This window comes from Olsenella sp. Marseille-QA0557 (assembly GCF_965119725.1).
In the GTDB taxonomy this organism is placed as follows: domain Bacteria; phylum Actinomycetota; class Coriobacteriia; order Coriobacteriales; family Atopobiaceae; genus Coprovicinus; species Coprovicinus avistercoris.
This window is the reverse complement of record NZ_CBCPMI010000001.1, coordinates 205,974-227,785: the sequence shown is the minus strand read 5'-3', so window position 1 is coordinate 227,785 and position 21,812 is coordinate 205,974. Positions and strand designations below refer to the sequence as shown.

Annotated in this window: 21 protein-coding genes; 14 read left to right on the top strand and 7 right to left on the bottom strand. The window is 49.1% G+C overall.

Translation table 11 applies throughout. The annotated features are described in order from the left end of the window. Positions 1-42: 42 nt before the first annotated feature. Positions 43-1,827 carry a DNA/RNA helicase domain-containing protein gene (locus ACQY6Y_RS01040; protein WP_428378450.1) on the bottom strand — a complete coding sequence of 595 codons (1,785 nt, stop codon included), beginning with the start codon at positions 1,825-1,827 and terminating at the stop codon, positions 43-45. A 1-nt stretch (position 1,828) separates the two neighbouring features. Beyond that, positions 1,829-2,164: a nucleotide pyrophosphohydrolase gene (locus tag ACQY6Y_RS01035; protein ID WP_428378449.1), complete on the bottom strand. Its 336-nt coding sequence runs from the start codon at positions 2,162-2,164 to the stop codon at positions 1,829-1,831. 310 nt (positions 2,165-2,474) lie between these two features. Here ACQY6Y_RS01035 and ACQY6Y_RS01030 point away from each other — a divergent pair, with 310 nt between their 5' ends. Continuing rightward, positions 2,475-2,816 (top strand): HIRAN domain-containing protein, encoded by a 342-nt coding sequence (locus tag ACQY6Y_RS01030; protein WP_428378448.1) that lies wholly within the window; start codon positions 2,475-2,477, stop codon positions 2,814-2,816. A gap of 87 nt (positions 2,817-2,903) precedes the next feature. Here ACQY6Y_RS01030 and ACQY6Y_RS01025 read toward each other — a convergent pair whose 3' ends face one another. Both ACQY6Y_RS01025 and ACQY6Y_RS01020 read right to left on the bottom strand, forming a co-directional pair. Then, positions 2,904-3,284, bottom strand: a complete 381-nt coding sequence (locus ACQY6Y_RS01025; RefSeq protein WP_428378447.1) for a type II toxin-antitoxin system death-on-curing family toxin — start codon at positions 3,282-3,284, stop codon at positions 2,904-2,906. Next, positions 3,281-3,484, bottom strand: a complete 204-nt coding sequence (locus tag ACQY6Y_RS01020) for a type II toxin-antitoxin system Phd/YefM family antitoxin (protein ID WP_428378446.1) — start codon at positions 3,482-3,484, stop codon at positions 3,281-3,283. Before ACQY6Y_RS01020 ends, ACQY6Y_RS01025 begins: the two co-directional genes overlap by 4 nt. A 498-nt stretch (positions 3,485-3,982) precedes the next feature. Here ACQY6Y_RS01020 and ACQY6Y_RS01015 point away from each other — a divergent pair, with 498 nt between their 5' ends. Together ACQY6Y_RS01015 and ACQY6Y_RS01010 are read left to right on the top strand one after the other, a co-directional pair. Continuing rightward, complete coding sequence (locus tag ACQY6Y_RS01015; protein ID WP_428378445.1) at positions 3,983-4,234, top strand: type II toxin-antitoxin system Phd/YefM family antitoxin; 252 nt, start codon at positions 3,983-3,985, stop codon at positions 4,232-4,234. Next, positions 4,228-4,530: a Txe/YoeB family addiction module toxin gene (locus ACQY6Y_RS01010; protein ID WP_428378444.1), complete on the top strand. Its 303-nt coding sequence runs from the start codon at positions 4,228-4,230 to the stop codon at positions 4,528-4,530. Before ACQY6Y_RS01015 ends, ACQY6Y_RS01010 begins: the two co-directional genes overlap by 7 nt. Before the next feature lie 142 nt (positions 4,531-4,672). Here the strand turns inward: ACQY6Y_RS01010 and ACQY6Y_RS01005 are convergent, their stop codons facing one another. After that, positions 4,673-5,389 (bottom strand): M15 family metallopeptidase, encoded by a 717-nt coding sequence (locus tag ACQY6Y_RS01005; protein ID WP_428378443.1) that lies wholly within the window; start codon positions 5,387-5,389, stop codon positions 4,673-4,675. A 166-nt stretch (positions 5,390-5,555) separates the two neighbouring features. Here ACQY6Y_RS01005 and ACQY6Y_RS01000 point away from each other — a divergent pair, with 166 nt between their 5' ends. Genes ACQY6Y_RS01000 through ACQY6Y_RS00975 form a run of 6 tightly spaced genes read left to right on the top strand, consistent with a single transcriptional unit; the run spans position 5,556 to position 11,263 of the window. After that, positions 5,556-6,260: a response regulator transcription factor gene (locus ACQY6Y_RS01000; RefSeq protein WP_428378442.1), complete on the top strand. Its 705-nt coding sequence runs from the start codon at positions 5,556-5,558 to the stop codon at positions 6,258-6,260. Between the two features lie 12 nt (positions 6,261-6,272). Continuing rightward, the gene (locus ACQY6Y_RS00995) at positions 6,273-7,484 is read left to right on the top strand and encodes a sensor histidine kinase (RefSeq protein WP_428378441.1); all 1,212 of its coding nucleotides are present in this window, start codon (positions 6,273-6,275) and stop codon (positions 7,482-7,484) included. A gap of 52 nt (positions 7,485-7,536) precedes the next feature. After that, positions 7,537-7,854, top strand: coding sequence for an Asp-tRNA(Asn)/Glu-tRNA(Gln) amidotransferase subunit GatC (gatC, locus tag ACQY6Y_RS00990; protein WP_428378440.1), 318 nt, complete (start codon positions 7,537-7,539; stop codon positions 7,852-7,854). Beyond that, on the top strand, positions 7,854-9,347 hold the full coding sequence (gene gatA / locus ACQY6Y_RS00985; RefSeq protein ID WP_428378439.1) for an Asp-tRNA(Asn)/Glu-tRNA(Gln) amidotransferase subunit GatA: 1,494 nt from the start codon (positions 7,854-7,856) through the stop codon (positions 9,345-9,347). Before gatC ends, gatA begins: the two co-directional genes overlap by 1 nt. After that, a complete protein-coding gene (gatB, locus tag ACQY6Y_RS00980) occupies positions 9,344-10,855 on the top strand; it encodes an Asp-tRNA(Asn)/Glu-tRNA(Gln) amidotransferase subunit GatB (protein WP_428378438.1) in 1,512 nt (503 codons plus the stop codon). Before gatA ends, gatB begins: the two co-directional genes overlap by 4 nt. Before the next feature lie 24 nt (positions 10,856-10,879). Beyond that, positions 10,880-11,263 (top strand): Rid family detoxifying hydrolase, encoded by a 384-nt coding sequence (locus tag ACQY6Y_RS00975; RefSeq protein ID WP_428378437.1) that lies wholly within the window; start codon positions 10,880-10,882, stop codon positions 11,261-11,263. A 108-nt stretch (positions 11,264-11,371) separates the two neighbouring features. Here the strand turns inward: ACQY6Y_RS00975 and ACQY6Y_RS00970 are convergent, their stop codons facing one another. Continuing rightward, positions 11,372-11,740, bottom strand: a complete 369-nt coding sequence (locus tag ACQY6Y_RS00970) for a DUF1508 domain-containing protein (protein WP_428378436.1) — start codon at positions 11,738-11,740, stop codon at positions 11,372-11,374. 268 nt (positions 11,741-12,008) lie between these two features. Between ACQY6Y_RS00970 and ACQY6Y_RS00965 the strand changes: the two genes are divergently transcribed. Both ACQY6Y_RS00965 and asnS read left to right on the top strand, forming a co-directional pair. Beyond that, entirely contained in the window at positions 12,009-12,644 is a 636-nt protein-coding gene (locus ACQY6Y_RS00965; RefSeq protein WP_428378435.1) for a histidine phosphatase family protein, read from the top strand. A gap of 56 nt (positions 12,645-12,700) precedes the next feature. Then, positions 12,701-14,104: an asparagine--tRNA ligase gene (gene asnS / locus ACQY6Y_RS00960; RefSeq protein WP_428378434.1), complete on the top strand. Its 1,404-nt coding sequence runs from the start codon at positions 12,701-12,703 to the stop codon at positions 14,102-14,104. Between the two features lie 30 nt (positions 14,105-14,134). Here asnS and ACQY6Y_RS00955 read toward each other — a convergent pair whose 3' ends face one another. Beyond that, positions 14,135-14,506: a phage holin family protein gene (locus ACQY6Y_RS00955; protein ID WP_428378433.1), complete on the bottom strand. Its 372-nt coding sequence runs from the start codon at positions 14,504-14,506 to the stop codon at positions 14,135-14,137. Between the two features lie 150 nt (positions 14,507-14,656). Between ACQY6Y_RS00955 and ACQY6Y_RS00950 the strand changes: the two genes are divergently transcribed. The 3 genes from ACQY6Y_RS00950 (at position 14,657) to ACQY6Y_RS00940 (ending at position 21,807) form a co-directional block, all read left to right on the top strand. Further along, entirely contained in the window at positions 14,657-14,968 is a 312-nt protein-coding gene (locus ACQY6Y_RS00950; protein WP_428378432.1) for a YerC/YecD family TrpR-related protein, read from the top strand. An 84-nt stretch (positions 14,969-15,052) separates the two neighbouring features. Then, positions 15,053-18,322 carry a PD-(D/E)XK nuclease family protein gene (locus ACQY6Y_RS00945; protein WP_428378431.1) on the top strand — a complete coding sequence of 1,090 codons (3,270 nt, stop codon included), beginning with the start codon at positions 15,053-15,055 and terminating at the stop codon, positions 18,320-18,322. Next, positions 18,322-21,807 (top strand): UvrD-helicase domain-containing protein, encoded by a 3,486-nt coding sequence (locus ACQY6Y_RS00940; protein ID WP_428378430.1) that lies wholly within the window; start codon positions 18,322-18,324, stop codon positions 21,805-21,807. Before ACQY6Y_RS00945 ends, ACQY6Y_RS00940 begins: the two co-directional genes overlap by 1 nt. The last annotated feature ends 5 nt before the right edge of the window (positions 21,808-21,812 follow it).

The window sequence follows — 21,812 nt, the reverse complement described above, 5'->3', positions numbered from 1 at the left end:
AAAGGAATGAATTACAGGTTTTATAAGCATCTTCTGTAATTGTTAACTTTGATAGTCTGCTTTACGAACTACATGAAACTCTCCGTTGATTTGTGAGATGGTCGGAACGAATCTTTGGAAATATTGCTTAACCTTTGGATTGCAGATATAGAGGAAAGTACCCCTCACACCTCGAGTTAATAGCACATAGTAAGCATTTGTAATTACTTCTCTTAGTGTAGTGTCAGTAGAAGTTCGTTTTGCTCCCGTATCTTTTGATGATCGTTTATCTGCTTTAAGACAGTCATTGTTTACGTCATATTGGATATCATCTCCAATAATGATGAAGCCATAATTTAAATCAAACCCCTGAACTGTATGAATGGAACCAACTTCATTTACAGCCTCAGGAGAGTTGACCCAATTGCCTTTTCCCTTGCTATTCCAGCGCTTTTTTATTCCTTCAATTTCAATATCAAAAGCTGTGGGATCATGTTTAGTTGCCCACTTCCATGCATATCCAGCTGCCATACGTGAAAGTCCACATTCACGTTCCTTCTCTTCTTGCAAACTGCAGAAGTCATGAAAAGAGTCAATAATGGCAAACTCATAGAGAGGAATACTGTCTGATAAATCGCGCTGTGTTTGATTGTGACTATAAGGGTATGGAGAGAAGAGCTCATCAAAATGTTTAGCAATGGAAACTGCTGTTGGACCTGCATTTAGGATGTCATAAACAAAATCTAAGTATTCATCGCCGCCTTGAACACGCATTTGCGTTGAGAGATAAAGAGTATCAGTCTGTATGTTCTGCTTAGAGAGTTTCTCTAGCAGTGCCTCACGTTGCTGAATTCCTAGGCCTGTGGCTCTAACTCTTTGTTTAGGGTCAAAAAAGAAGATCGTTGTATTAGATGCTTTGACCATCCAGTCCCACTGGGAGGCTTCATGGCTAAGTCCCAGTTTGTCACAAGTCGCTCGATAGGCAGGAACGCTTTGAACACCTTTAGAGGTTGTCATACGATGAGCTTCATCTACGAGCAACACATCGTAAGGTCCCTTATTTGCAACATCGGATGGTCCGATAATATCGCCGGGCTTGAGTCCCTCGACTGAACGCGCGACAGTACGATAAGTTGTACGGAGATCATCCATATAACAGACTAAAGCAACCTTTAAGTTTTCGTATTCAGGGTCGGTGCGTAGTTTAAACAGCAGCGTTATTGCCAGTATGGATTTCCCAGTTCCAGGTAAACCGTTAATGAAAGTACAACTCTTACCCGGATCATTTTTTATACGCTTCAAAATGTGTTCTATTGCCTCGTACTGATCTTCTGTAAGGCCTTTAAAGGGAGAATACTTGTAGAGATCAGTGTTTTCAATTTCTTCAATTGGATGGTTAGCGTATTTAGTTCGACGCAAATCTTCCCAAAGTTTTCTAAAATCTTGGCGGTATTGCGCTCTCTGATAATAATTGAAAGCATAGTGACCATTGTTTTTATTAGTCACGTGATACTTTTTATCAGCAATAAATAGCTCGATGAGTCGACGTTCATAATCGAACGTTGTTGATTGGTTGAATGTGGGGCTATCAATTAATAATGTCTTATCGAAATCTTTGTCAGCACTGCCCTTGTGTTCTCCCATACGTCGACGATAATTCGTAGTTTCACCGATGTAGACGCTGTTAGCCCTCTCATTACTGAGAATATATAAGACTGGCCAACTTCGAGTATGAAGCGGCATTTGTATGGCCTTATTAGCGCCTTTATCGGAAGTAGATGTTTCTGATGGCAATGGAAAAGGGTAGCGTGTAAGAGTAAATAGATTGCTTTCGATAAGTGTTTCCATATCAATTGGCCTTTTTGTTTGAACCGTAGGAAGTTTCAAGGGGATATCGAGCTTCATTTTTCCTAAGTTTGCACTCAAGAGCTTCATTTAGATCAAAGTTATATAAATCGGCAAAACGAAGAAGAAAGAAGAAGATATCTGCAAGTTCATCACCAATATGCTGTCTTGTTTGTGTGTCATCCAGCATAGCATCCATTTGTTCAGAAGATTGAAAACGAAATAGTTCGAGAAGCTCGGATGATTCGGTAACAAGCCCTATAGACAGCTCCTTTGGATTATGAAATTTGCGCCAATTTCTTGCATCACAAAAGGTTCTTACTTTTTGTGATGCATCCATTATTTCCCCCACGACTAGCCCTTTCTATTCCTATTCGTTCATATGCATCGTAGTGGAATATCTTATGTTTGATAAATAATGTTGCATTAATAATAATGCTGACGGTCGGATTACGATGGCGGACAGAATCAGCGCAGCATCGACTACTACACATGGCATGCCCAGAGCGAAATAGATCTCATCAAAACAGACAGGCGAGAAAACTCCGTTGTGGGCGTATCTCCAATTGAGCTGTCAAATGAGAAGAGGAATAAATTATTGTCCGATGCCCCTTGTATGCTACCGACAAGATCTTACGAAGGAGGTAGCTATGTATGAGCCATCGCGACAAATAATGTCATTTAATATTGCAGGATTCCAGTACTGGGACGGAGCGCTGCTTATCGGTGCTCTCAAACCTGGTGTTGCGCTTGAGCTTGTGGCAGAACCGGATAACCCACACGATCCGGAAGCTGTGGCTCTGTATTATCAAAGTACGAAGCTTGGATATGTGCCGTCGGATCTTAATGCTACGCTGTCAGTTATGTGCTTCTATGGTCATGCAAGCGCATTTGAAGCCCGTATTTTGCAGGTGGATCATCGCGTTGCACCATGGAAACAAGTCCGCGTGGGTATTTTCGTTACAGACGCACGAAAAACAGGAATTGAGTAACAAGTAAGCTCGCTGGTTCTAAGGTGCTAATCATTCCCGATGAGGTTTTGCCTATATCCTTGTTGCTAAACACCCAAAAAGTATTTCTTAAAGCTGGTTTTTAATCCAACTGATGAGTTCGTTGTATGACAGTAGTCCAGCTGCAAGTTTCATCATAATCTCTAAGAGATCATTTGGATCAGGTTTGAACGTGTAGCCTTTCATGCGGAGAAATGTTGCCATACAAGCAGTTGCAGTTCGTTTATTGCCATCTATAAAAGGGTGGTTTTTGCAGATTCCGTAAGCATATCGAGCTGCTTTTTCAACATCACTAGGGTAAAGTTCAACACCATCAAATGTTTGAAATGGTTGTGCAAGTGCGGAATCTAAGAGACCTAAATCTCTTATGCCGGATAAGCCTCCAAACTTTTTGAGTGAAGCATCATGAATTGCCAGGACTTCATCCTTTGAAAAGCCAGACCAGCTCATTTTGCAAGCTCAGAGAAGACATCAGAATATTCATCCATAAAATCAATTGCAACGTCTACAGCATCATGTTGAACCGGTGCAATAACTACCCACGGCTTATTGTTCTTAAGAATAGTCACCGGCTTTCCTGTTCTATTTACTTCACTTGTAACGCGAGAAAAGTTTGCCTTTGCTTCTGCCAAACCCATCGTAATAGCCATATGTTCTCCAATCTGGTCATAATTATGACTAGATTATAGAGCAGTTAGCTATAATAAATTGATAGACATTTGACTATCAGCCCTGTTCCTCCAAATACTCTTCCAGCGTAATGCCCTGTTCCCACATAGTCGTATCTGCGTAGGCGGGAGTTGCGCTGTCACATCATGTTCTGATCAAGCCGTATGTCCTCTGAAGACTTAAGAGAGGATGAGCAGCTATTGCCAAGTTAATCGGCGAGGGTACTATCATTCAGCCGAAGAAAGACAAGCTCAAGTTTTGTTTCGGAAAAGATTGCATCGAGCTCTTCTCTAGATCTGAGGACCTTTCTTGGCATGATGGTCGTCAGGTAAATGTGATTGCCTCATTACGTCATAAAGCACTTTTCAGAAAACTTGTTGGGACTGGCTGAGATTTCTCTCCTGTGATGTTAGTCCAATTGACGTACGTTAAAGCGTACGTTATAGTAAATCATGTTACACCATGGGGGGAGGCCAACCGTGACTTCAATTAGCGTAACTGCTTTAAGAAAAGATATTTACAACATTATTGCCCAAACAAACGAGAACTGTACTCCTATTGCCATTACCAACTCTAAGGGCAAGGGTGCTGTGCTGGTAGGTGAGGATGAATGGGCAGCTATTGAAGAAACGCTTTATCTGATGAGTGTCCCTGGTTTAGCGGAGTCTCTTGTGGCCGGTCGAGACGAACCACTTGATGAATGCGTAGATGAGTCTGCCTTGGAGTGGTAACAGTGTGGCATGTGGTGTTTACTAAACAAGCTGTAAAAGATGTTAAGCGTCTTAAAGCTGCGGGTTTAGATGGTAAAGCCAAGCATCTCATCGAAGTGGTAAAACTGGATCCTTTTGGTTATCCGCCAGCTTATGAGGCGCTGGTAGGCAGTTTAAGTGGGCTTTATTCCCGACGAATGAGCATTCAACATCGGTTTGTCTACTCCATAGATCCCACTCCGGTGGAATATGGTGACATGTTTTACGAGGGAACGGTCAAAGTTATCCGTATGTGGACGTACTACGAAAAGCTTTGATGCAAGCTTGCCTCTGTGCTGTTTCCCAAATCTGTGCTTAATGCAATTCATAAGGTAATTGATAGAATGTCTCAGGTTTCGAATGCTTTTAAAATTGAAGCGTTACAAGTGTTAAGGCGCTTAAGTTTCTCATCTGGACTTTCTAACCCTGTTCCTCCAAATACTCTTCTAGTGTAATGCCCTGCTTCCACATAGCTGTAGCTGCCTCAACACCTACATACCGATAATGCCAAGGTTCATGAGAAATGCCAGTAACAGATGACTTCTCCGATGGATAGCGCTGAATAAAGCCATACTCATGCGCGTGCTCGGCAAGCCAGTCGTACATATTCTGGTCATTATTCTTGTCATTAATATCAACAGCGAGTCCCAGTTCATGCTCGCTTGTTCCTGGTTCTGCTACCCAATCAAGGGCAGCTTGACGAGCGTCTTTTGCATCCATTCCCTCAGCTTTATAGTCTTCAATTCTGCTCTTGAGAATAGCTTCTTGTTGTGCACGTGTTCTAAATCCAGAGCGTACAAAGGGTGAATAACCTGCTTCCTTACAGGCGTCAAACAACTCCGAAAGTGGCTCAGCAATGCGCGTGTCCACACGCTCTCCGCCAGGCATCTCGGTAGTATTAATCGAAAACGATTGGGGGAGCGGATGAGAATCATTCACGAGGAGAAGATTCCAAGGTTCGCTGCCCTGGTGAGCACTCTGCTCATTACCTGCGTTCTGAGTTGAATAAACACCTGGTAATTGTGCTATGCCCTGGAGCGTGAACCACATTGCTACGCCAAATACAGCGCACATAAGCACGAGTAATGGCCAGAAGCGGTTGCGTGTTGTGTGCGCGGGAGTATGAAATTGTGCCATGAGAACCCCAATCGGTCGCGCTGTATGACCGCCTCACAATAGGCAGCAGGCGCATTACGATTCCCATGGCAAAACCTTGCGTTTTTCTCAGTAAACCTTATTAATTCCTTATGTCTTGAAAATGCAAATTGGTAGGCGGAGTTACCCTCGATACAATCTGTTCGTTATGGAGGCTGTATATAACATATTGGTGGTCGACGACGATCCGGCGATTGTAGAGCTTGTGGGTGAAACGCTTGCAGGTGTGGGCATGCATATCGTGCCTTGTACTGATGCCACCCACGCGTTGGCGCTTTTTGAACAAACTCCAGTTGATCTGGTTATGCTCGACGTCATGATGCCGGGGATCGATGGTTTTGAACTGTGCTATCAGATTCGTAAACATTCCCATGTGCCGGTGATTTTTCTCTCGGCAAAAGGGGAGGAAGCTGATAAGGTGCTTGGCCTTATGAGCGGTGCGGACGACTATATCACCAAGCCATTTTTGCCACGTGAGTTGGTGGCGCGCGTAAAGTCCTGTCTCAGACGTGCATCGTATGCAGCAACGCCAGTGCGAGAAGATGTGCTTGCATGCCGTGGTATCGAAATTAACCGCACAACACATCGAGCTTCTCTCCATGGGACAGAGCTCACACTCACGCCCAAAGAATTTGATGTTCTGGCGCTTTTGCTTGAGGCGCACGGCAAGCCGGTAGCTACAAGCGAGCTCTATGAAAAAGTGTGGGGCGAACAATTTCTTGCTTCAAGCGCAAATTCGGTCATGGTGCATATTCGACATCTTCGCACGAAACTATCGAAACTCGATTCTGACCAGGTCTTTATTGAGACAGTCTGGGGTGTGGGTTACAAAATCGCTCCGTATGGCACGTAGAAAGAACTGCTCATGCATACTATACAAGGAATCATGTATAGACGACGTCTTATCGTAAAATCGCTTGGCATACTTGTGGGTTATACCGCCCTTTTTGCACTGCTTGTAGCGCTTGCACGTATCTATCTCTGGCCAAGCATTTCGGAGTGGATAGCAGACCTAACCTCTTTTTGGATGGATGTCCCTGAAGACCAGGCGGTCGTCTACCGAATGCTGGGCTTGCAAGAAGGCATGATGGTGGACGGGATGTGTCGCTTTCGAGATCTTTCCGACTACTATCATGTAGTGAACATTATTACCGGGCCCGCGCTGTGGGGTTGCTATGTACTAGGACTTACAGCTACGTCAATTTGGTGTGTTTGTCGTGCCGCTCATGGCGTAGATGATCTCACGGCAGCTCTCGAACAGATTGCAGCGGGCAAAGATCCCATTTTGCCTGATGAATTCAAGCATGCTCGCCAAGTGTTTGAGCGATTGGCAGAACGTGACCGTGCCCGTGAACAAGCAGCCATCTATGCCGAGACGCGCAAAAATGAGCTGGTCGCATACCTTGCCCATGACATCAAAACACCGCTTACTTCAATCATTGGGTATCTAGCCCTGCTTGCCGAAGAGCCTACACTGCCAGTTGAGCGACGTGAGCACTATGCACAGGTGGGTCTCGAAAAGGCTCAACGCCTCGATGTCATGATGGATGAATTCTTTGAAATCACGCGCTATAACCTCGGAGCTATTTCTCTTGAACGAGAGACAATAGACGTAAAGATATTGCTTGAACAGGTGGCAGATGAACTCTATCCTGCCGCGTCGACGCGACATGTAACGCTTGAGGTGCATGCTCCTGCACAACTTACGGCTTTTATCGACCCTGAGAAAATGGCGCGCGTGTTGGGAAATTTGCTCAAGAATGCGGTGGCATATGCCATGCCAAGCTCATGTGTTTCTCTGTGTGCCAGCTCACATGATGAAGATCTTAAACTTGTAGTAAAAGATACCGGCAAAGAGATATCGCAGGCGCACCTGGCGCGCATTTTCGATAAGTTCTATCGAGAGGACGGAGCGCGCAGCGGCAAAGGTGCAGGCCTAGGACTTGCTATCGCAAAAGAGATTGTCGAAGCACATGGCGGCACTATTAACGCGGAGAGTACATGTGGTGTAACTACGTTTACGGTCATTCTGCCTTCATGCTGTAACAGAGTCGTTATGCTTGATGCCGTAAAATAGCGCGGAAAAGACTTTGATGATCAACAGTGGTTGACATAAACCAGGAGGTTCAATGGCGCTGTCTAAAGAAGATGTTGCGGGTATTGCAGAATACGCGCGTATTGCCCTAACTGACGAAGAGCTCGATGAGATGACTGCCTATATGAATGATGCAGTTGATCTGCTCGAGCCTATTCGGACGTTCAATCTGGATCAGGTAGATCCAACCTTCCACCCCATTGGAGATCTCTCCAATGTTATGGGCGGAGATGAGCCAAACGCATCGGGCCGCGCGCTCGATATCGATACGGCGCTTTCCAACGCCGGTGCTACATCCGATCGGTATTTCCGTGTTCCCTCTATTTTGGGTGATGAGGGAGGCGATCGATAATGGCTTCTCTTGACACGCTTTCTGCCCGTGATATTGCGGCCGGTGTTGCAGCTGGTGATTTTTCTGCTGTTGAGGTAGCTCAGGCTGCACTTGATGCTATTGAACAGCGCGATGGGGAAGTGCAGGCATTTTTGCAGGTCTCTGCAGACTTGGCGCTTGAGGCTGCCAAAGCAACCGATAAGGCGCGTGCAGAAGGCAAAGAGCTTGGTCCTTTAGCAGGCGTTCCGGTTGCTTTTAAGGACAATATGCATCTCATTGGAACGCGTACCACCTGTGCTTCTCGTATGCTCGAAAACTACGAGTCCACGTTTACGGCAACGTGTGTTCAGCGCATGTTGGATGCTGGTGCAACGCCTGTTGGTAAGGCCAACATGGATGAATTTGCGTTCGGATCTTCCACAGAAACTTCTGCATTCCATCCAACACACAATCCTTGGGATCTCGAGCGCGTGCCCGGTGGCTCTTCCGGCGGTTCTGCTGCTTCGGTAGCTGCGGGAGAGGTGACCATCTCGCTGGGCTCTGACACGGGCGGATCCATTCGTCAGCCAGCTTCATTGTGCGGTGTTGTTGGTATGAAGCCTACCTATGGCGCCGTTTCGCGCTATGGCGTGGTTGCCTTTGGTTCTTCGCTCGACCAGGTTGGACCGTTTGGTCGCAGTGTTGAAGACGTGGCCTTAGCTATGAATGCCTTAGTGGCCCCCGGACGCGATCCGTTCGATTCCACCTCCCAGGATTGCCCGGTAGATTTCCTCGAGCATCTGGAAGATTCCATTGCAGGACATCGCGTAGGAATTGTTCCAGCGCTCATGGAGGCAGAGGGTCTGAGCAAAGAAGAGCGTGCAGCAGTTGATGCGGCTGCTCGTGCGTTTACTGATCAGGGCGCCGAGCTTGTAGAGGTTGAGCTGCCACATGTAGCATCCGCTATTGCGGCGTATTACGTTATTGCACCGTGCGAGGCCTTCTCGAACTTGGCACGATTTGATGGCGTGCGTTACGGCTATCAGGAGCCCGATTGTTCAACCCTTGCTGAGCAAACCTCGCTCTCGCGTGCTCGTGGCTTTGGCGAAGAGGCAAAACGCCGCCAGATGCTCGGTGCGTATCTTTTGTCTTCCGGTGTGTACGAGCAGTATTACTATCGTGCACAACAGGTGCGCACACTCATTACAGAAGACTATCGTCGTGCCTACGAACAATGCGACGTTATCCTTATGCCGGCGAGCCCGCGTACGGCGTTCCGCTTTGGTGAGATTTCTGATCCCACCCAGATGTACGCCTCGGACATGTTTACCATCTCGAGCAACATTGCAGGAAACGGTGGTATTTCTGTCCCAATGGGACTTGGCGCAGATTCCGGATTGCCTGTTTCTGCTCAGTTGCAAGGCCCTGCTTTTAAAGATCGTTCACTTCTCACCTTTGCACGTGCTCTGGAGCGCAGTGTGGGAGCTTCTCCTGTTGCGCCGGCCTTTGTTGGAAGGGGAGGTGAGCTTCAATGAAAAAGCTCGCCGAGGTTTTAAAAGACTGGGAAGCCGTTATTGGTCTTGAGGTGCATACCGAGCTCACCACGCTCGAAACAAAAATGTTTTGTGACTGCAAGCTTTCGCACGACGATCCACCTAACACCAACGTGTGTCCTGTCTGTTTAGGTATGCCGGGAGCTCTGCCGGTTCCTAATGAGAAGGCTATTGAGTCGATTGTGATGGCTGGTCTTGCCACGAACTGCGAGATTCAGCGTCACTCAATGTTCTATCGCAAACATTACTTCTACCCGGACATGGCCAAAAACTTCCAAACAACGCAGGGTCCCGTTGCGTTTTGTATGCATGGCCATCTCGATCTTGAAGTATCTGGCGAAGGTGCAAAAGAGCGCCCTGATAATACTGGCGTCGAAAAGAACAGCGACGGTTCCTACACAGCTCCCATTCGTATTCTTCGCATCCACATGGAAGAGGATGCTGCCAAGATGGTGCATGTTGGTGGCGAAGAAGGTCGTATTACTGCAGCAACTGAATCCTTGGTGGATTACAACCGCTGCGGCACACCGCTGATTGAGCTTGTTACCGAGCCTGATTTGCGCACCCCAGAAGAAGCTCGCCTGTTTATGGAAAAACTTCGGGAGACGTTCCTTACGCTCGGTATCTCGGACTGCTCGCTTGAAAATGGCTCTATGCGATGCGATGGCAACATTTCCTTGCGTCGCCGTGGTGAAACGCGTCTGGGCACCAAGACCGAGATGAAAAACATCAACTCTTTCAAGAGTTTGCACGATGCTCTTGAATATGAGATTTGTCGTCAGGCAGAGGTGCTTGAAGAGGGCGGCATTGTATATCAGGAGACTCGTCACTGGGAGCCCTCACACAAGCGTACGGTGGTTATGCGCGTAAAAGAGACTGCGGATGACTATCGACTCTTCCCAGACCCCGACCTTGCTCCGTTTGATCTTACCGATGAATTTATCGATCATTGCCAGGCGCGTATTCCTGAGCTTCCCGATGCGAAGCGCGACCGCTATATCGCTACCTACGGCATTAAGCGTTCTGATGCTGCGCTAATTGCTGGTGATCCAACGCGTTCTGCAGAGTTTGAGGCTGCTGTTCAGGTTGCGGGCGATAAAGTGGCTGAGACGGTTGCTAAGGTTATGGTGAACCTCGTTCCCAGCTATGAGACGCTTTCTGCCAACCAAATTGGCTCTATTGCAAGCTTGCTAGCTGAAGATGCTATTACGTTTGCACAAGCTCGTGAGGTTCTCGACGCTGTACAGGAAAGCGGCGAGGATCCAGCAGCATATGTAGATGCTCATGGTATGCGTCAATCCACCGATACCGATGCTCTTGCAGCAATTGTTGACGAGGTGCTTGGACGCTGTGTTGATCAGGTCCAGCAATACCACGATGGCAACAAGAAGGTGCTGGGCTATCTCGTGGGCCAGTGCATGAAAGCTGCTAAGGGTACCGGCAATCCCAAGGCCTTTAATAAGATGCTTTCCGAGAAGCTTGAAGCATAAACAATTACTGAGGGGGAGATACACATGGCACTTAAAGCAATTGTTACTGACAAAGCTCCTGCCGCATTGGGACCATATTCTTCCGGCATCATTGCAGGCAATGCTGTGCATGTGTCTGGCATGCTGGGTATTGATCCTGCAACCGGGGAGTATGCAGGCACTGACATTGCTTCGCAAACAAGCCAGAGTCTTACCAACCTGCGCAATGTGTTGGAAGCTGCAGATGCAACGATGGCGGATGTTGCAGAGACAACAGTGTTTCTCGCTGACATGGCCGACTTTACAGCCATGAACGAGATTTATGCCACGTTCTTCTCTGAACCCTTTCCGGCTCGTGCGTGTTTCCAGGTGGCGGCACTGCCAGCTGGCGCTCTCGTAGAGATCAAGGCAGTTGCTTATCGCGCATAGTTTGCCGTTATAGAGGTTGCAAAAGGGCTGTATCAGCAAAATGCTTGATACAGCCCTTAATACTTATCTGGTGATATACCTTTTTTAAAACCCTAATCCTGCCGAGCGTTACTCTTCGTGGGCAAGGGAGGAATCACACTCGCTTCTCATGCGTTCGATGCGCCTGAGCAGGCTTTCTTTCTGGGGATACTCGTGCGAGCGTGCCACATCGCCTGCCATTGACGTAATGAAACGGAAGAAATACTTTCCATCCATGGTTTCGTAGATGCGATACTTTGGCGAAGGAATACGATCAAAAGCATCTTCAGTACTATCTTCAACACCTGCTGTTGAGGCAGTATCGCGCATCTCATCAATGCTCTTGAGACATTCATCGCGAGACGGAAAAACAATCGAGTTAACAAGTACATGTCCATTGCTTGCGCAAAGGTTGTAACAATAACGACCGCCATTTTCGATAATCACGTATTGGCCCATACAGATCACCGCCTATTCTTCTTCGCCTTTTGCTAGATATTGAGCAATGTTAGACGTGACGAGCCCTTTCATAGCTTCATGTCCGTGAACGGTAGCGGTTTATCCGGTGGTATTACTCCATACCGAAAAATCGGTCCACTCGTCGAAGTTCTTCTCTTTTGCTGCTTTTTATAAAAATGTTGTCGGTAGCTCGCGTTCCTCACCTATCATTTCTCTGGCATTGTCACGATATATGTCGATTGGTATCTACGAAGAGAGAGGCTGCGCAATGGCACGGACGCTTTACCTTATGCGCCATGGGACAACTGTTTTTAACGAGCGCCAAAAAATTCAGGGTTGGTGCGATTCTCGTCTGGCAGCATTTGGCCGTGCACAGTGCGAGCGTATGGGAGATTACTTCGCTGAGCATGGCATTTCATTTGATCATGCATATTGCTCAACGGCGGGACGTACTGCTCAAACCCTTGAATTGGTAACACGTAATCAAATGCCATACGAGCGCGTGGATGGATTGCTGGAATATCACTTTGGCATCCTCGAAGGGGAGTCTTGTACCATTTGCGCCAATGTGACTGAGCCCTTTGGCGATTTTCTCGTTACGTTTGGTGGCGAATCGACCGATCAAGTGCGTGAGCGCATGGTATCTACCCTCACCGATATTATGGAGCGTCCTGATCACGAAACAGTATTGGCTGTTTCCCATGGTTCTTCTGGCCTTACGTTTTATGATGTGTGGCGCGAGAGAAGTAAGTTTGATTTAGCTCCTGGTGTGTTGCCGCCGCGCGCCTCGGCCATTCGTTATTCCTATGAGAATGGCGTCTTTACACCGGAAGAACTTATTGCTCTAGATGATGGGCCAATTGAGCATCTTCGTGAGCGTCCTCGTACGGTCTGGCTCTTCTAATATATCCGCGCGGTACTATCTAACAGTTTTGAAGGTTTCGATAAGGAGGGCGCATTATGGAGCGCACGACTATCGCATCGATATTTGCTGATCCTGCTTCATACGGAGATGCCGTTGTGAGCTGCTGCGGCTGGGTTCGCTCGGTCCGCGATATGAAGAACTTTGGCTTTGTTACCTTAAATGATGGTAGCTGCTTTAAAGATCTTCAGGTTGTTATGAACCGCGATCAGTTGAGCAACTATGAGGAGGTTGCAGCCTCTGGTGTGGGCGCTTCGCTTCGCGTGGAGGGTACCGTTGTGCTCACGCCTGAGCGTCCCCAGCCCTTTGAGCTGCAGGCAACAACAATTGTGATCGAAGGCATGTCTGCACCGGATTACCCCATGCAGAAAAAGCGTGCCACACGCGAGTTCCTTCGCACTCAGCAGCATTTACGTCCACGAACCAATCTGTTCCGCGCGGTCTTTCGCGTGCGTTCGGTGGCCGCATTTGCTATCCATTCATTTTTCCAAGAGCGCGGCTTTGTGTATGTGAATACCCCGATTATTACCACCTCAGATGCTGAAGGCGCGGGCGAGATGTTTCGCGTAACCACGCTCGATCCTATCAATACCCCGCTTACGGATATGGGCGCGGTAGATTGGAGCCAAGACTTCTTCGGACATCCTGCTTATCTCACGGTTTCCGGCCAGCTTCAGGCAGAGAATTTCGCCATGTCGTTTGGTGATGTCTATACCTTTGGCCCCACGTTCCGCGCAGAAAATTCCAACACACGCCGCCATGCAGCGGAGTTTTGGATGGTTGAGCCCGAGATGGCATTCTGCGACCTTGCGGGTGATATGGACTGCGCAGAAGCCATGCTCAAATATGTGATTACTTATGTTATGGAGCATTGTCCCGACGAGATGGAGTTCTTCAACAAGTTTGTTGATAAAGGCCTTTTGGAGCGCCTGAACCATGTCGCTACGTCCGACTTTGCACGAGTGAGCTATACCGAGGCTATCGATATTCTCCAGAAGGCCGTTGAAGATGGACATCACTTCGAATATCCAGTTTCTTGGGGCTGCGACTTGCAGACGGAGCATGAGCGCTATCTTGCCGAGGAGCACTTTGGTCGCCCGACATTTGTTACGGACTATCCGGCTGAGATCAAGGCGTTCTATATGCGTCTCAACGATGATGGCAAGACGGTAGCCGCGGCAGACTGCCTTGTTCCGGGTGTTGGCGAGATTGTTGGCGGTTCTCAGCGCGAAGAGCGTCTGGATGTTTTGGAGCGCCGCATGAGCGAACTTGGCATGGATGCCGAGCAGTACAAGCCTTACCTCGATCTGCGCCGCTATGGTAGCTGCAAGCACGCTGGCTTCGGCTTGGGCTTTGAGCGTTTAGTGATGTATCTCACTGGCATGGATAACATTCGCGACGTACTGCCGCATCCTCGCACCGTGGGTAGCGCTGAGTTTTAATGTTTTAGCTGTTGGTGGGGAGCCATCACGTTATTGCTCGTCGGAGGTATCAAACACAATACCGAGCAGAGCAGTAACAATAGAGATGATGATGGCTCCCACTAATGCTGAGCCAAACGACATAATGTAGATGCCCGAGTTAAAAATGGCACGCGAAAGATAGCTTGCAAGCTCGAGCATGGAGGCGTTTATCACCAAGGAAAAAAGCCCGAGGGTAAGACAGGTAATAGGCAACGCAAAAAATTGCACAACTGGTTTGATAAGAGCATTGAGAAATGCGAGTGCAAGTGCTGTGGAAAGCGTTGAAACATAGATATCGCCAATAACGCCAATACCAGGCACTATCCAAATGGCAACGGATACGGCAATTGCAGTGGTGAGCCACGTGAGGATAAAACGCATTGGAATCTCCAAAGTCTGAAATGGCTTTTGTTGGTCGGTTTGTACCCATTTCGAGCGAAATAAAGTCTCTTATGTATCTCCTGACTTTAATGGAGTAAAGTTCTTGGGGTACTATCGCACACGAGGTTTTTGTTTGAGAGGGAGGAAACGATGGACGCCGATGAGCTGTTTGCCACACCAGAAGTGGAGAGGCTCCTCGAGGCGTTGACCTCACTCTCCAGTGTCGATGAGACGCGTGCACTCCTGTTGGATCTCTGTACGGTGAGAGAAATTGAAGACTTTGCACAGCGTCTTGAGGTGGCACGTCGTCTGGATAATGGCGAGTCTTACCTTGCTGTTTCAGAACATACCGGTGCATCTTCAACTACCGTGAGCCGCGTATCTAAATGTCTTAATGGGTCGGTTGGTGGATATAGATTGGTTCTCGAGAGAACGCAGTCTTCTCAAGCATGCTCTGAATAGCGATAACAATATAATGTCCGCTTCGTGCGGTAGGATGCCATATCTAAGGCAACCATGTAAAAAAGTGCCGAGTGAAGGAAGAACATGTCACTCACCATTGTTACCACCCAAACCGAGCGGCTCGTTGGACCAGAGGTTGAAGTCTGTTTGCACGAACAGCTGGCATCTCGAGGCCATGCAACACTTCTTGTTCCTTCGTTTGATCAGGCACTGAGCGCACAACAGGCACTTGCCGAAAGCGATAAGCTTGATCTGGGTGTGCGGGTTGATACACCTCAGTCTTGGGCAGAGGAGCGCTGGGGCGTTTGGGGAGATGGGCGCTTTGTTGTCTCCCAAGAAGAGCGGCGGTTGCTCATACGTGCTGTTCTGAAAAAGAAAAATGTTTTACAAGGGGCGTCTGACCATATTGAAGGGACGGTAGAGCTCTTGGTGCAGCTTGCACGAGAGGGGTTACCTGCCTTTGTAGGCACTTCCAATCCTAGAGGAGTTGTCCCAGCAGAGGCATCTACGGTTGCCCTGTTGGCTACCTACGCCCACATGCTTGCCGAACATAGCCGTATAGAAGCAAGCGAACTCATGACCATCTTGCCCGAGGTGCTGGCTACGGATTCTGGCGATAAGGACACGCTTGTCTGTGCGGGCTTTACAGAGCTCTCTTATGGCGAACGAGAACTGTTTTGTCGTCTTGCGCAAACTGGCGAGGTTGTTTTTGTAGCGCACCTTGGTGATGGGCCGGCATACGCTGCTGTTCGTACACTTATCGCTGATCTCAAACAATGGGCAGCAGCGCTTAATGTTTCGGTTGAAGAGCGTGTTTCAGAGTTGCGCTCTCCAGCTCCAGAGCGTCACGATGAGCTTACGCAGCTTTTGCAGCGACTTTATCAACCTGGTGACGTGCCTCTGTGTCCAACAGGTGCAGTTCGGGGGCTGCTGGCAGCAGGGCCAAGCGCTGAACCCGCACTTGTTACCCATGAAATGGTCTCGCTGGTTGGTGAGGGACTCCATGAGATTGTTCTGGCTACACCGGATCCACTCGGCGCTTGGAATGCGATAGCTCCACGCATGCAAACTGCTGGCCTTGCCGTGCAAGCGCGCTTTTCTCAACCGTTTATGCAAACGGAGGCTGGCAGAGCGTTTATTGAATTTGCAACCGGTGTTGCTCATCTCGCAGCGCTGGCTAAGACGTGGCCAGCAACGGAAGAGTTGCCGGACACCACCACGAAACACGTGCACCTTGCCGATATGTCTTGGTGGCCGCCGCGCGATCTCTCTGACTATCTGATGAGTTGCATCTCACAAGTATCTGAGGATCAAGCATGGCGGATAGATACCCGGTGGCGAGCCAATCGATTGCTAACGCCTCAAGCGGTGCTTGATACGCTCTTGTCCGAGAAAGATACCTCGCGAGAAACTGCTGCTGCCACCAGAGAACTGCTGCGTGGAAGACTTGGATCTGCAGCTTCGAAGTTGCTTGCGCCCTTTGTAACGGGAGCGCTTAACCAGTCGCCTCATGCTCCGGAAGTTTCAGCAGTGCTTACCAGTGTGCTTTCTGTTGCCCGCTCGCTCAAAGCTTGGCAGGATGTGCTGCTCGACCATGCTTGTGCCGATGAGTTTTCCGCATCGGATTTAGTGGTTTTGGTTGAAGATGCTCTCCAGGTTTTGCAATATGTGCGTATCCCGCTGCGTCTTGCGTTTACCAATGAGAAAGCTGCTGCGGTCGTCCGGATAATGAGGCCAGAGGAGGCAGCTCGACTTGCGCCAGCATCAGTGGATGCTTTGGTTTTGCTTGGTCAGACTTCGACGGAGCAACCGGTAACTACGCCTGAGAATGAACAAACAGAGCTTGCCAAGTTATACGGCGTTGATGTGTCCTCAAACACGTTGGACGGAGCACGTGCTCGGTTTGCGTCGCTTATTGCAGTTCCACGCTCTACCTTTGTTTGGGAGCGCAAGCTCTTCTCGGCAGATGGCCGGGAGTGCTATCCATCAGTTCTTTTGGGAGAGCTTCTTGCTTGCTATGGTGTTGAGACAAGCGCGCAGCCAGAGGAATTGATGCAGGTATTTGGTGCTGAGAATATCCAGGTTCGCTCCGAAATATCACTTGCTGAGAATGCTTATAAGACAGGAAAACAGCCGAGCGTTGTAGCAACAGAACATGTTGCTCCGGCAGGACAGCTGGAGGCGGAAGAGCGTCTGTGTGTGTCTCCACCACCTGAAGGATCGACTGAGAGCACCCCTGTTTTATCGGCCTCTCAGATAGAAACCTATCTTGAATGTCCTTATAAATGGTTTAGCTTGCGTCGGTTGAGGCTGCGCGATAGCGATGCAGGCTTTACCGGGGCCGAAATAGGCACGTTCGCCCACCGGGTTTTGGAGGTAACGCATCGCGAGCTTCTTGCCCGTGCAGTAGAACAAGCAAGAGGAGAGAAGAGCCTTGATCAGCTAGCGGAAGCTGCGTTTTTTGATGCAGATATAGCTCATCGTGACAACTACACCGAGCTTGTCTCTGCCCTTATCGAGCAAGCCCAAACTAACCCAGAGCTGAGATTTCCTGGCTCTGCATTGAGTGATGAGGAAACGGTCGAGCAGGCTCAGACAATTCTCTCTCGTGTGTTTACTGCACATCTGGATCATCAGTATCTCTTGGAGCGTGGGCGTCATCCGCTTCGTCAGGCGCTCGTAGCGCATACTGCAGAAGAGCAGGGTCGCATAGAGGCGCTTCGACGTGATTTAACTTCGCTGCTGAAGTATGAGGCAGGGTTGTTTGAAGGTTTTGAACCTCGCTATTTTGAGTGGGGGTTTGGTCGAGGCGAAAATGAAGTGAGCTATGCGGGTGTTCGTATTATTGGTACGGTGGACCGCATCGATATCGATTGCCATGGACAGGCAATGGTAATCGACTATAAACATAAGGCTCCCAACCGCTTTAATGCTGAGCACGACGTGTTTAGCTCGGGCGCCCAAGAGATATTTACGCTTCCGCGACGTGTTCAGGCGCTCATGTATGCACAGGTAATACGACGTGCGTTTCCAGATCTTAACGTGCGCGGTGCACTCTATCTTTGTACAAAAGGCACCCATGCCCTTGCAGGTGCTGTGGACGAGAACCTCATCGAGCGCGTGTTTGGTGATAATCAACTCAGTCGTTCACGTACGGAACATGTTGCTGTCCCGCGTGCCAACTCTTTTGGACAGATGGATACCTGTGGATTCGAAGCTCTTCTCGATGCCTGTGAAGAAGCCATTGCAGCCAAGATAGAGCGTTTGCTTGCTGGAGATATTGAAGCTGCACCACTGGATGCTGCAGCTTGTCAGTTCTGTCCTGTTCTTAACTGCGAAAGGAGGCTTTCTTGATGGCTGCCACTATTGATCTTTCGAGTATGAACGATGCTCAGCGGCGTATTGCACAAACACTTGATAAGCCTCTGTTTGTAGAGGCAGGCGCTGGATCTGGAAAAACCTTTACGCTCACCCAGAGAATCGCTTGGGCGCTTGCCCCTGGATCGGGTCCTGATGGAAAGCCTTATTTAGATAGTCTCGATCAAGTGCTTGTCATTACCTTTACTGAGGCAGCAGCGCGTGAAATTAAAGAGCGTGTTCGCTCTACGCTGCGCCGGGTCGGAATGTATGAAGCTGCACTTTCCGTTGATGATGCTTGGATCTCGACTATTCATGCCATGTGCCGCCGCATTTTAATGCGGTATGCGCTCTCCCTTGACCTTGATCCTCAATTTGAAGTGCTTTCTTCTCATAGACAAGAGGCTTTGTTTGATCAGGCTCTTGATGAGGTCATGCGTGAGGTTCGTACCGATCCGTCGTTCCGTCCACTCTTTGACGAGTTTGAGCTCGGTATTCGTATGCAAGGCGGTTCCTATAGCGGAGCTATGGGCCTTGCTCAAAAACTGGTGCATATTGCCGATACGCTTCCAGAGGGTTTGGCCGACGTCACTCCTGCCCAGGCTCATGAATCGGTGCTGCTTGAATGCATTCACGACCTTGGGTTTTGCATGGAAGAGCTTGGAGCACAAAAGCTCACCCAGGCAGCGTCTGCCAAAGTAGTGCCGGCCCTTGAAGTTGTGCGAAGTGTCAAAAACAATATCCGTGCCTTTGTGCATAATCCCCAAGATCTTCTCGATGTACTAACCTCTCTAAAGCTTCCCAATGCGGCGGGGGCTATAAAAGAACAGGTGCGTGCGGCAAAACAGAGCCTTGCTCTTGTCTGTGCAGAAGCTTCGTTTGCGCAAGCTGCTCCTTTTGGTAATGCCGTTCTTGAGCTTGCGCGGCATCTTGATAGACGTTACAAAGAGCTCAAACATGCTGGCGGCTGGCTCGACAATAATGACTTGGTGCGTCTGGCATATAAAGCGGTTCGAGAAAATAGCGATATTCAGCAGGCGCTTGCAGGGCGTTTTCGTCTTGTGATGGTCGATGAGTTTCAGGATACCGACGAGATGCAGCTGGGGCTTATCTCTCTGCTTGCGGGTAAAGATGCTGCTCATCTTTGTACCGTAGGTGACGCACAGCAGTCAATCTATCGTTTTCGCGGTGCGGATGTCGAGGTGTTTCGCTCTCATGGCAGGCAGATTCATGAAGAAGGGCATGTTCGTCTGGATGTGAACTACCGAAGTCATGCCGATGTGTTGGCTTTTGTTGAGCGGGTCTGCGGTGGCAAAACCAATCCTTTGCTTGAGGGGTTCATGCATCTCGATGCCAATCCAGCTCGTAAAGATGCATACCGCGCGCCATCGCTGCCGCGTATTCAAGTAGAAGTATGTGGTGGTCCAGGGGTATCTGGCTTGCCTCGTCGTCAGCAAACAGCAGTATTAGCAGCTCAAATAGCCGACGCTCTTGCGAAGTTGCGCGATGCGGGTGAACGGCCAGGAAACATGGCGCTTTTGCTCGGCGTTACCACCAACGCAGATCTCTATATCGATGCCATCCGTTCACGTGGTATGGAGTGTGTGGTAACTGGTGGTTCTACCTTTACGCGCGCTCCTGAAGTAAAGGTTATACAAGCACTGCTGCATGCACTTGCAAATCCTTCTGATACACAGTCAGGTCTTTTTCCTTCACTTGCAAGTGAAGTCTTTTGTCTTGATGCAGAGGACTTTTGTGAGTTGGGAACCAAGGAACAAGATACGGTTGATACACCTGCTAAACGGCCTATCGACCGCGGTATGGAAGAGATGAGTTTCTTCCATAATCACACGCCATCCAAGCGTCTTGTGCGAGCACATGAAGTTCTCACTCAGGCATTGCAAGATGTTCGCTCACGCTCGGTTGCCGATGTGCTCTTAGATATTGTGCTCAATTCTGGCTGGCTTTCTCGTTTGGAGGCTGCTGGAACTGAAGGGAGGGCGCGCGCGGCAAATGTATTAGCTGCTATTCGATACGTGCGTGACCTCACGCTTGAGATGGGCTTAGGACCTGCTCGGGCTGCCACAGAATTTGATCGGTGGCTCGAGGCAACCAAGGTTCCCCCTGCTTCTTTGGCGGGTGATGAAGGGGGAGAGGGCGCTGGCACGGTGCGCGTTATGACGATTCACGCTTCCAAAGGTTTGGAATTTAATGTCTGTGCGGTGTCGGAATGTTGGGGTGCTCCTCGACCAGAACGTCAGATAGCTTTTGATAACCAATCGCATGAATTTATTCTGCGTCCGCGCGAGCTTTCCTCCAAGCTTGAGATAGACCCTGCGGCATTTGAAGAAAGCGCCGATCGGTCACTTGCCTTAGCGCTTACGGTGAAATATCTGGCTGCCCAGAATGACGACAAAGAGGGCGAGGCACAGGAAAGTGCACGTCTTTTATATGTTGCCCTCACCCGTGCCCGAGAAGCGCTGGTCTTAGGTGTTGCGGGTGCTTCAAGTTCTCGAGGGGTTTCTTTGCCTCTCGCATCGGATGTTCTCGATGCCTTATGTGATGGCCAGTGGGAAGAACAGCCTGGTGTGCGTAAAGTTGCGTATGGTGGTAGCGAACCGGCACGCTTGCGGTGTGTGGTAGTTCGTTCAGAGGGTCCAAAGGGTGATACACATCTCGTGGCAGATTCAGCAGATAGTTTTGCTGAGCTTGATGGAACACTACCCGAAGACATTGAGGCAATTGTTCGCATGGACTCCTCGGTTCAGGACAATAACAAGACAGCTCTTTCGTGTGCCCTATATGAGATGGATATGCCGCTACAGCCTGCTCATCCATGGCGTATGCGAGAAGGTGTTTTCAGTTACTCAAGTGTGCACGCTGCACTTGAACCCCAACCGATAAGTTCCAGGTCTGCTGCACAGAGCAGTCAGCGTCCCGATGATATGGATGCTGCCGAAGCTGCTGATGAAGATCGTGCAACTAACTTGGGATCTGCCTTTCATGAGCTGGCTCAAGCTATGGTGGAAAGCGGTGGGCACGTTAACGAGAAGCGCATTGCCTCGCAGATTCGTAGATGGAATCTTTCTAAGCGAGCAGCAGAGCGCCTACGGGCAGCTTTACAGCGCTGGGAGAGCTCTTCTTTGAGGGCAGAAGCTCTGTCATGGCCGCATGTGCGCGCAGAAGTTCCTTTCTTCTTACGCGTGTCGTCTCCCTATGGTAAGTATCTTGAAGGAGCAATCGACCTGCTTTGTACAAATCCGGATACTTCTTGCGCTTTGGTGGTTGACTACAAGACAGGCGATGCTGGTCTTACCACCTCTGAGGTGCAAAAACGCCATGCTATGCAGGCGGAGTTTTATGCACAGGTGCTCTTGCAAAAGGGCTATAGCCATGTGGAGGCAGCGTTTGTGTGTGTGGAACGTGCGGATGAACTTGACGCTACCCAGCCACTCGTTGTTCGATATTCGTTTGACGCATGAGCCTT

Bases quoted from the DNA above. Each gene is read 5' to 3' on its own strand.
- ACQY6Y_RS00965 (WP_428378435.1), top strand. From the start codon at position 12,009: ATGGCACGGACGCTTTACCTTATGCGCCATGGGACAACTGTTTTTAAC.
- ACQY6Y_RS01005 (WP_428378443.1), bottom strand. From the start codon at position 5,389: ATGGCACAATTTCATACTCCCGCGCACACAACACGCAACCGCTTCTGG.
- ACQY6Y_RS01000 (WP_428378442.1), top strand. From the start codon at position 5,556: ATGGAGGCTGTATATAACATATTGGTGGTCGACGACGATCCGGCGATT.
- ACQY6Y_RS00940 (WP_428378430.1), top strand. From the start codon at position 18,322: ATGGCTGCCACTATTGATCTTTCGAGTATGAACGATGCTCAGCGGCGT.
- ACQY6Y_RS01040 (WP_428378450.1), bottom strand. From the start codon at position 1,827: ATGGAAACACTTATCGAAAGCAATCTATTTACTCTTACACGCTACCCT.
- ACQY6Y_RS01025 (WP_428378447.1), bottom strand. From the start codon at position 3,284: ATGAGCTGGTCTGGCTTTTCAAAGGATGAAGTCCTGGCAATTCATGAT.
- gatC (WP_428378440.1), top strand. From the start codon at position 7,537: ATGGCGCTGTCTAAAGAAGATGTTGCGGGTATTGCAGAATACGCGCGT.
- ACQY6Y_RS00955 (WP_428378433.1), bottom strand. From the start codon at position 14,506: ATGCGTTTTATCCTCACGTGGCTCACCACTGCAATTGCCGTATCCGTT.
- ACQY6Y_RS00970 (WP_428378436.1), bottom strand. From the start codon at position 11,740: ATGGGCCAATACGTGATTATCGAAAATGGCGGTCGTTATTGTTACAAC.
- ACQY6Y_RS00995 (WP_428378441.1), top strand. From the start codon at position 6,273: ATGCATACTATACAAGGAATCATGTATAGACGACGTCTTATCGTAAAA.
- ACQY6Y_RS00975 (WP_428378437.1), top strand. From the start codon at position 10,880: ATGGCACTTAAAGCAATTGTTACTGACAAAGCTCCTGCCGCATTGGGA.
- ACQY6Y_RS01035 (WP_428378449.1), bottom strand. From the start codon at position 2,164: ATGGATGCATCACAAAAAGTAAGAACCTTTTGTGATGCAAGAAATTGG.
- asnS (WP_428378434.1), top strand. From the start codon at position 12,701: ATGGAGCGCACGACTATCGCATCGATATTTGCTGATCCTGCTTCATAC.
- gatB (WP_428378438.1), top strand. From the start codon at position 9,344: ATGAAAAAGCTCGCCGAGGTTTTAAAAGACTGGGAAGCCGTTATTGGT.
- ACQY6Y_RS00950 (WP_428378432.1), top strand. From the start codon at position 14,657: ATGGACGCCGATGAGCTGTTTGCCACACCAGAAGTGGAGAGGCTCCTC.
- ACQY6Y_RS01020 (WP_428378446.1), bottom strand. From the start codon at position 3,484: ATGGCTATTACGATGGGTTTGGCAGAAGCAAAGGCAAACTTTTCTCGC.
- ACQY6Y_RS00945 (WP_428378431.1), top strand. From the start codon at position 15,053: ATGTCACTCACCATTGTTACCACCCAAACCGAGCGGCTCGTTGGACCA.
- gatA (WP_428378439.1), top strand. From the start codon at position 7,854: ATGGCTTCTCTTGACACGCTTTCTGCCCGTGATATTGCGGCCGGTGTT.
- ACQY6Y_RS01030 (WP_428378448.1), top strand. From the start codon at position 2,475: ATGTATGAGCCATCGCGACAAATAATGTCATTTAATATTGCAGGATTC.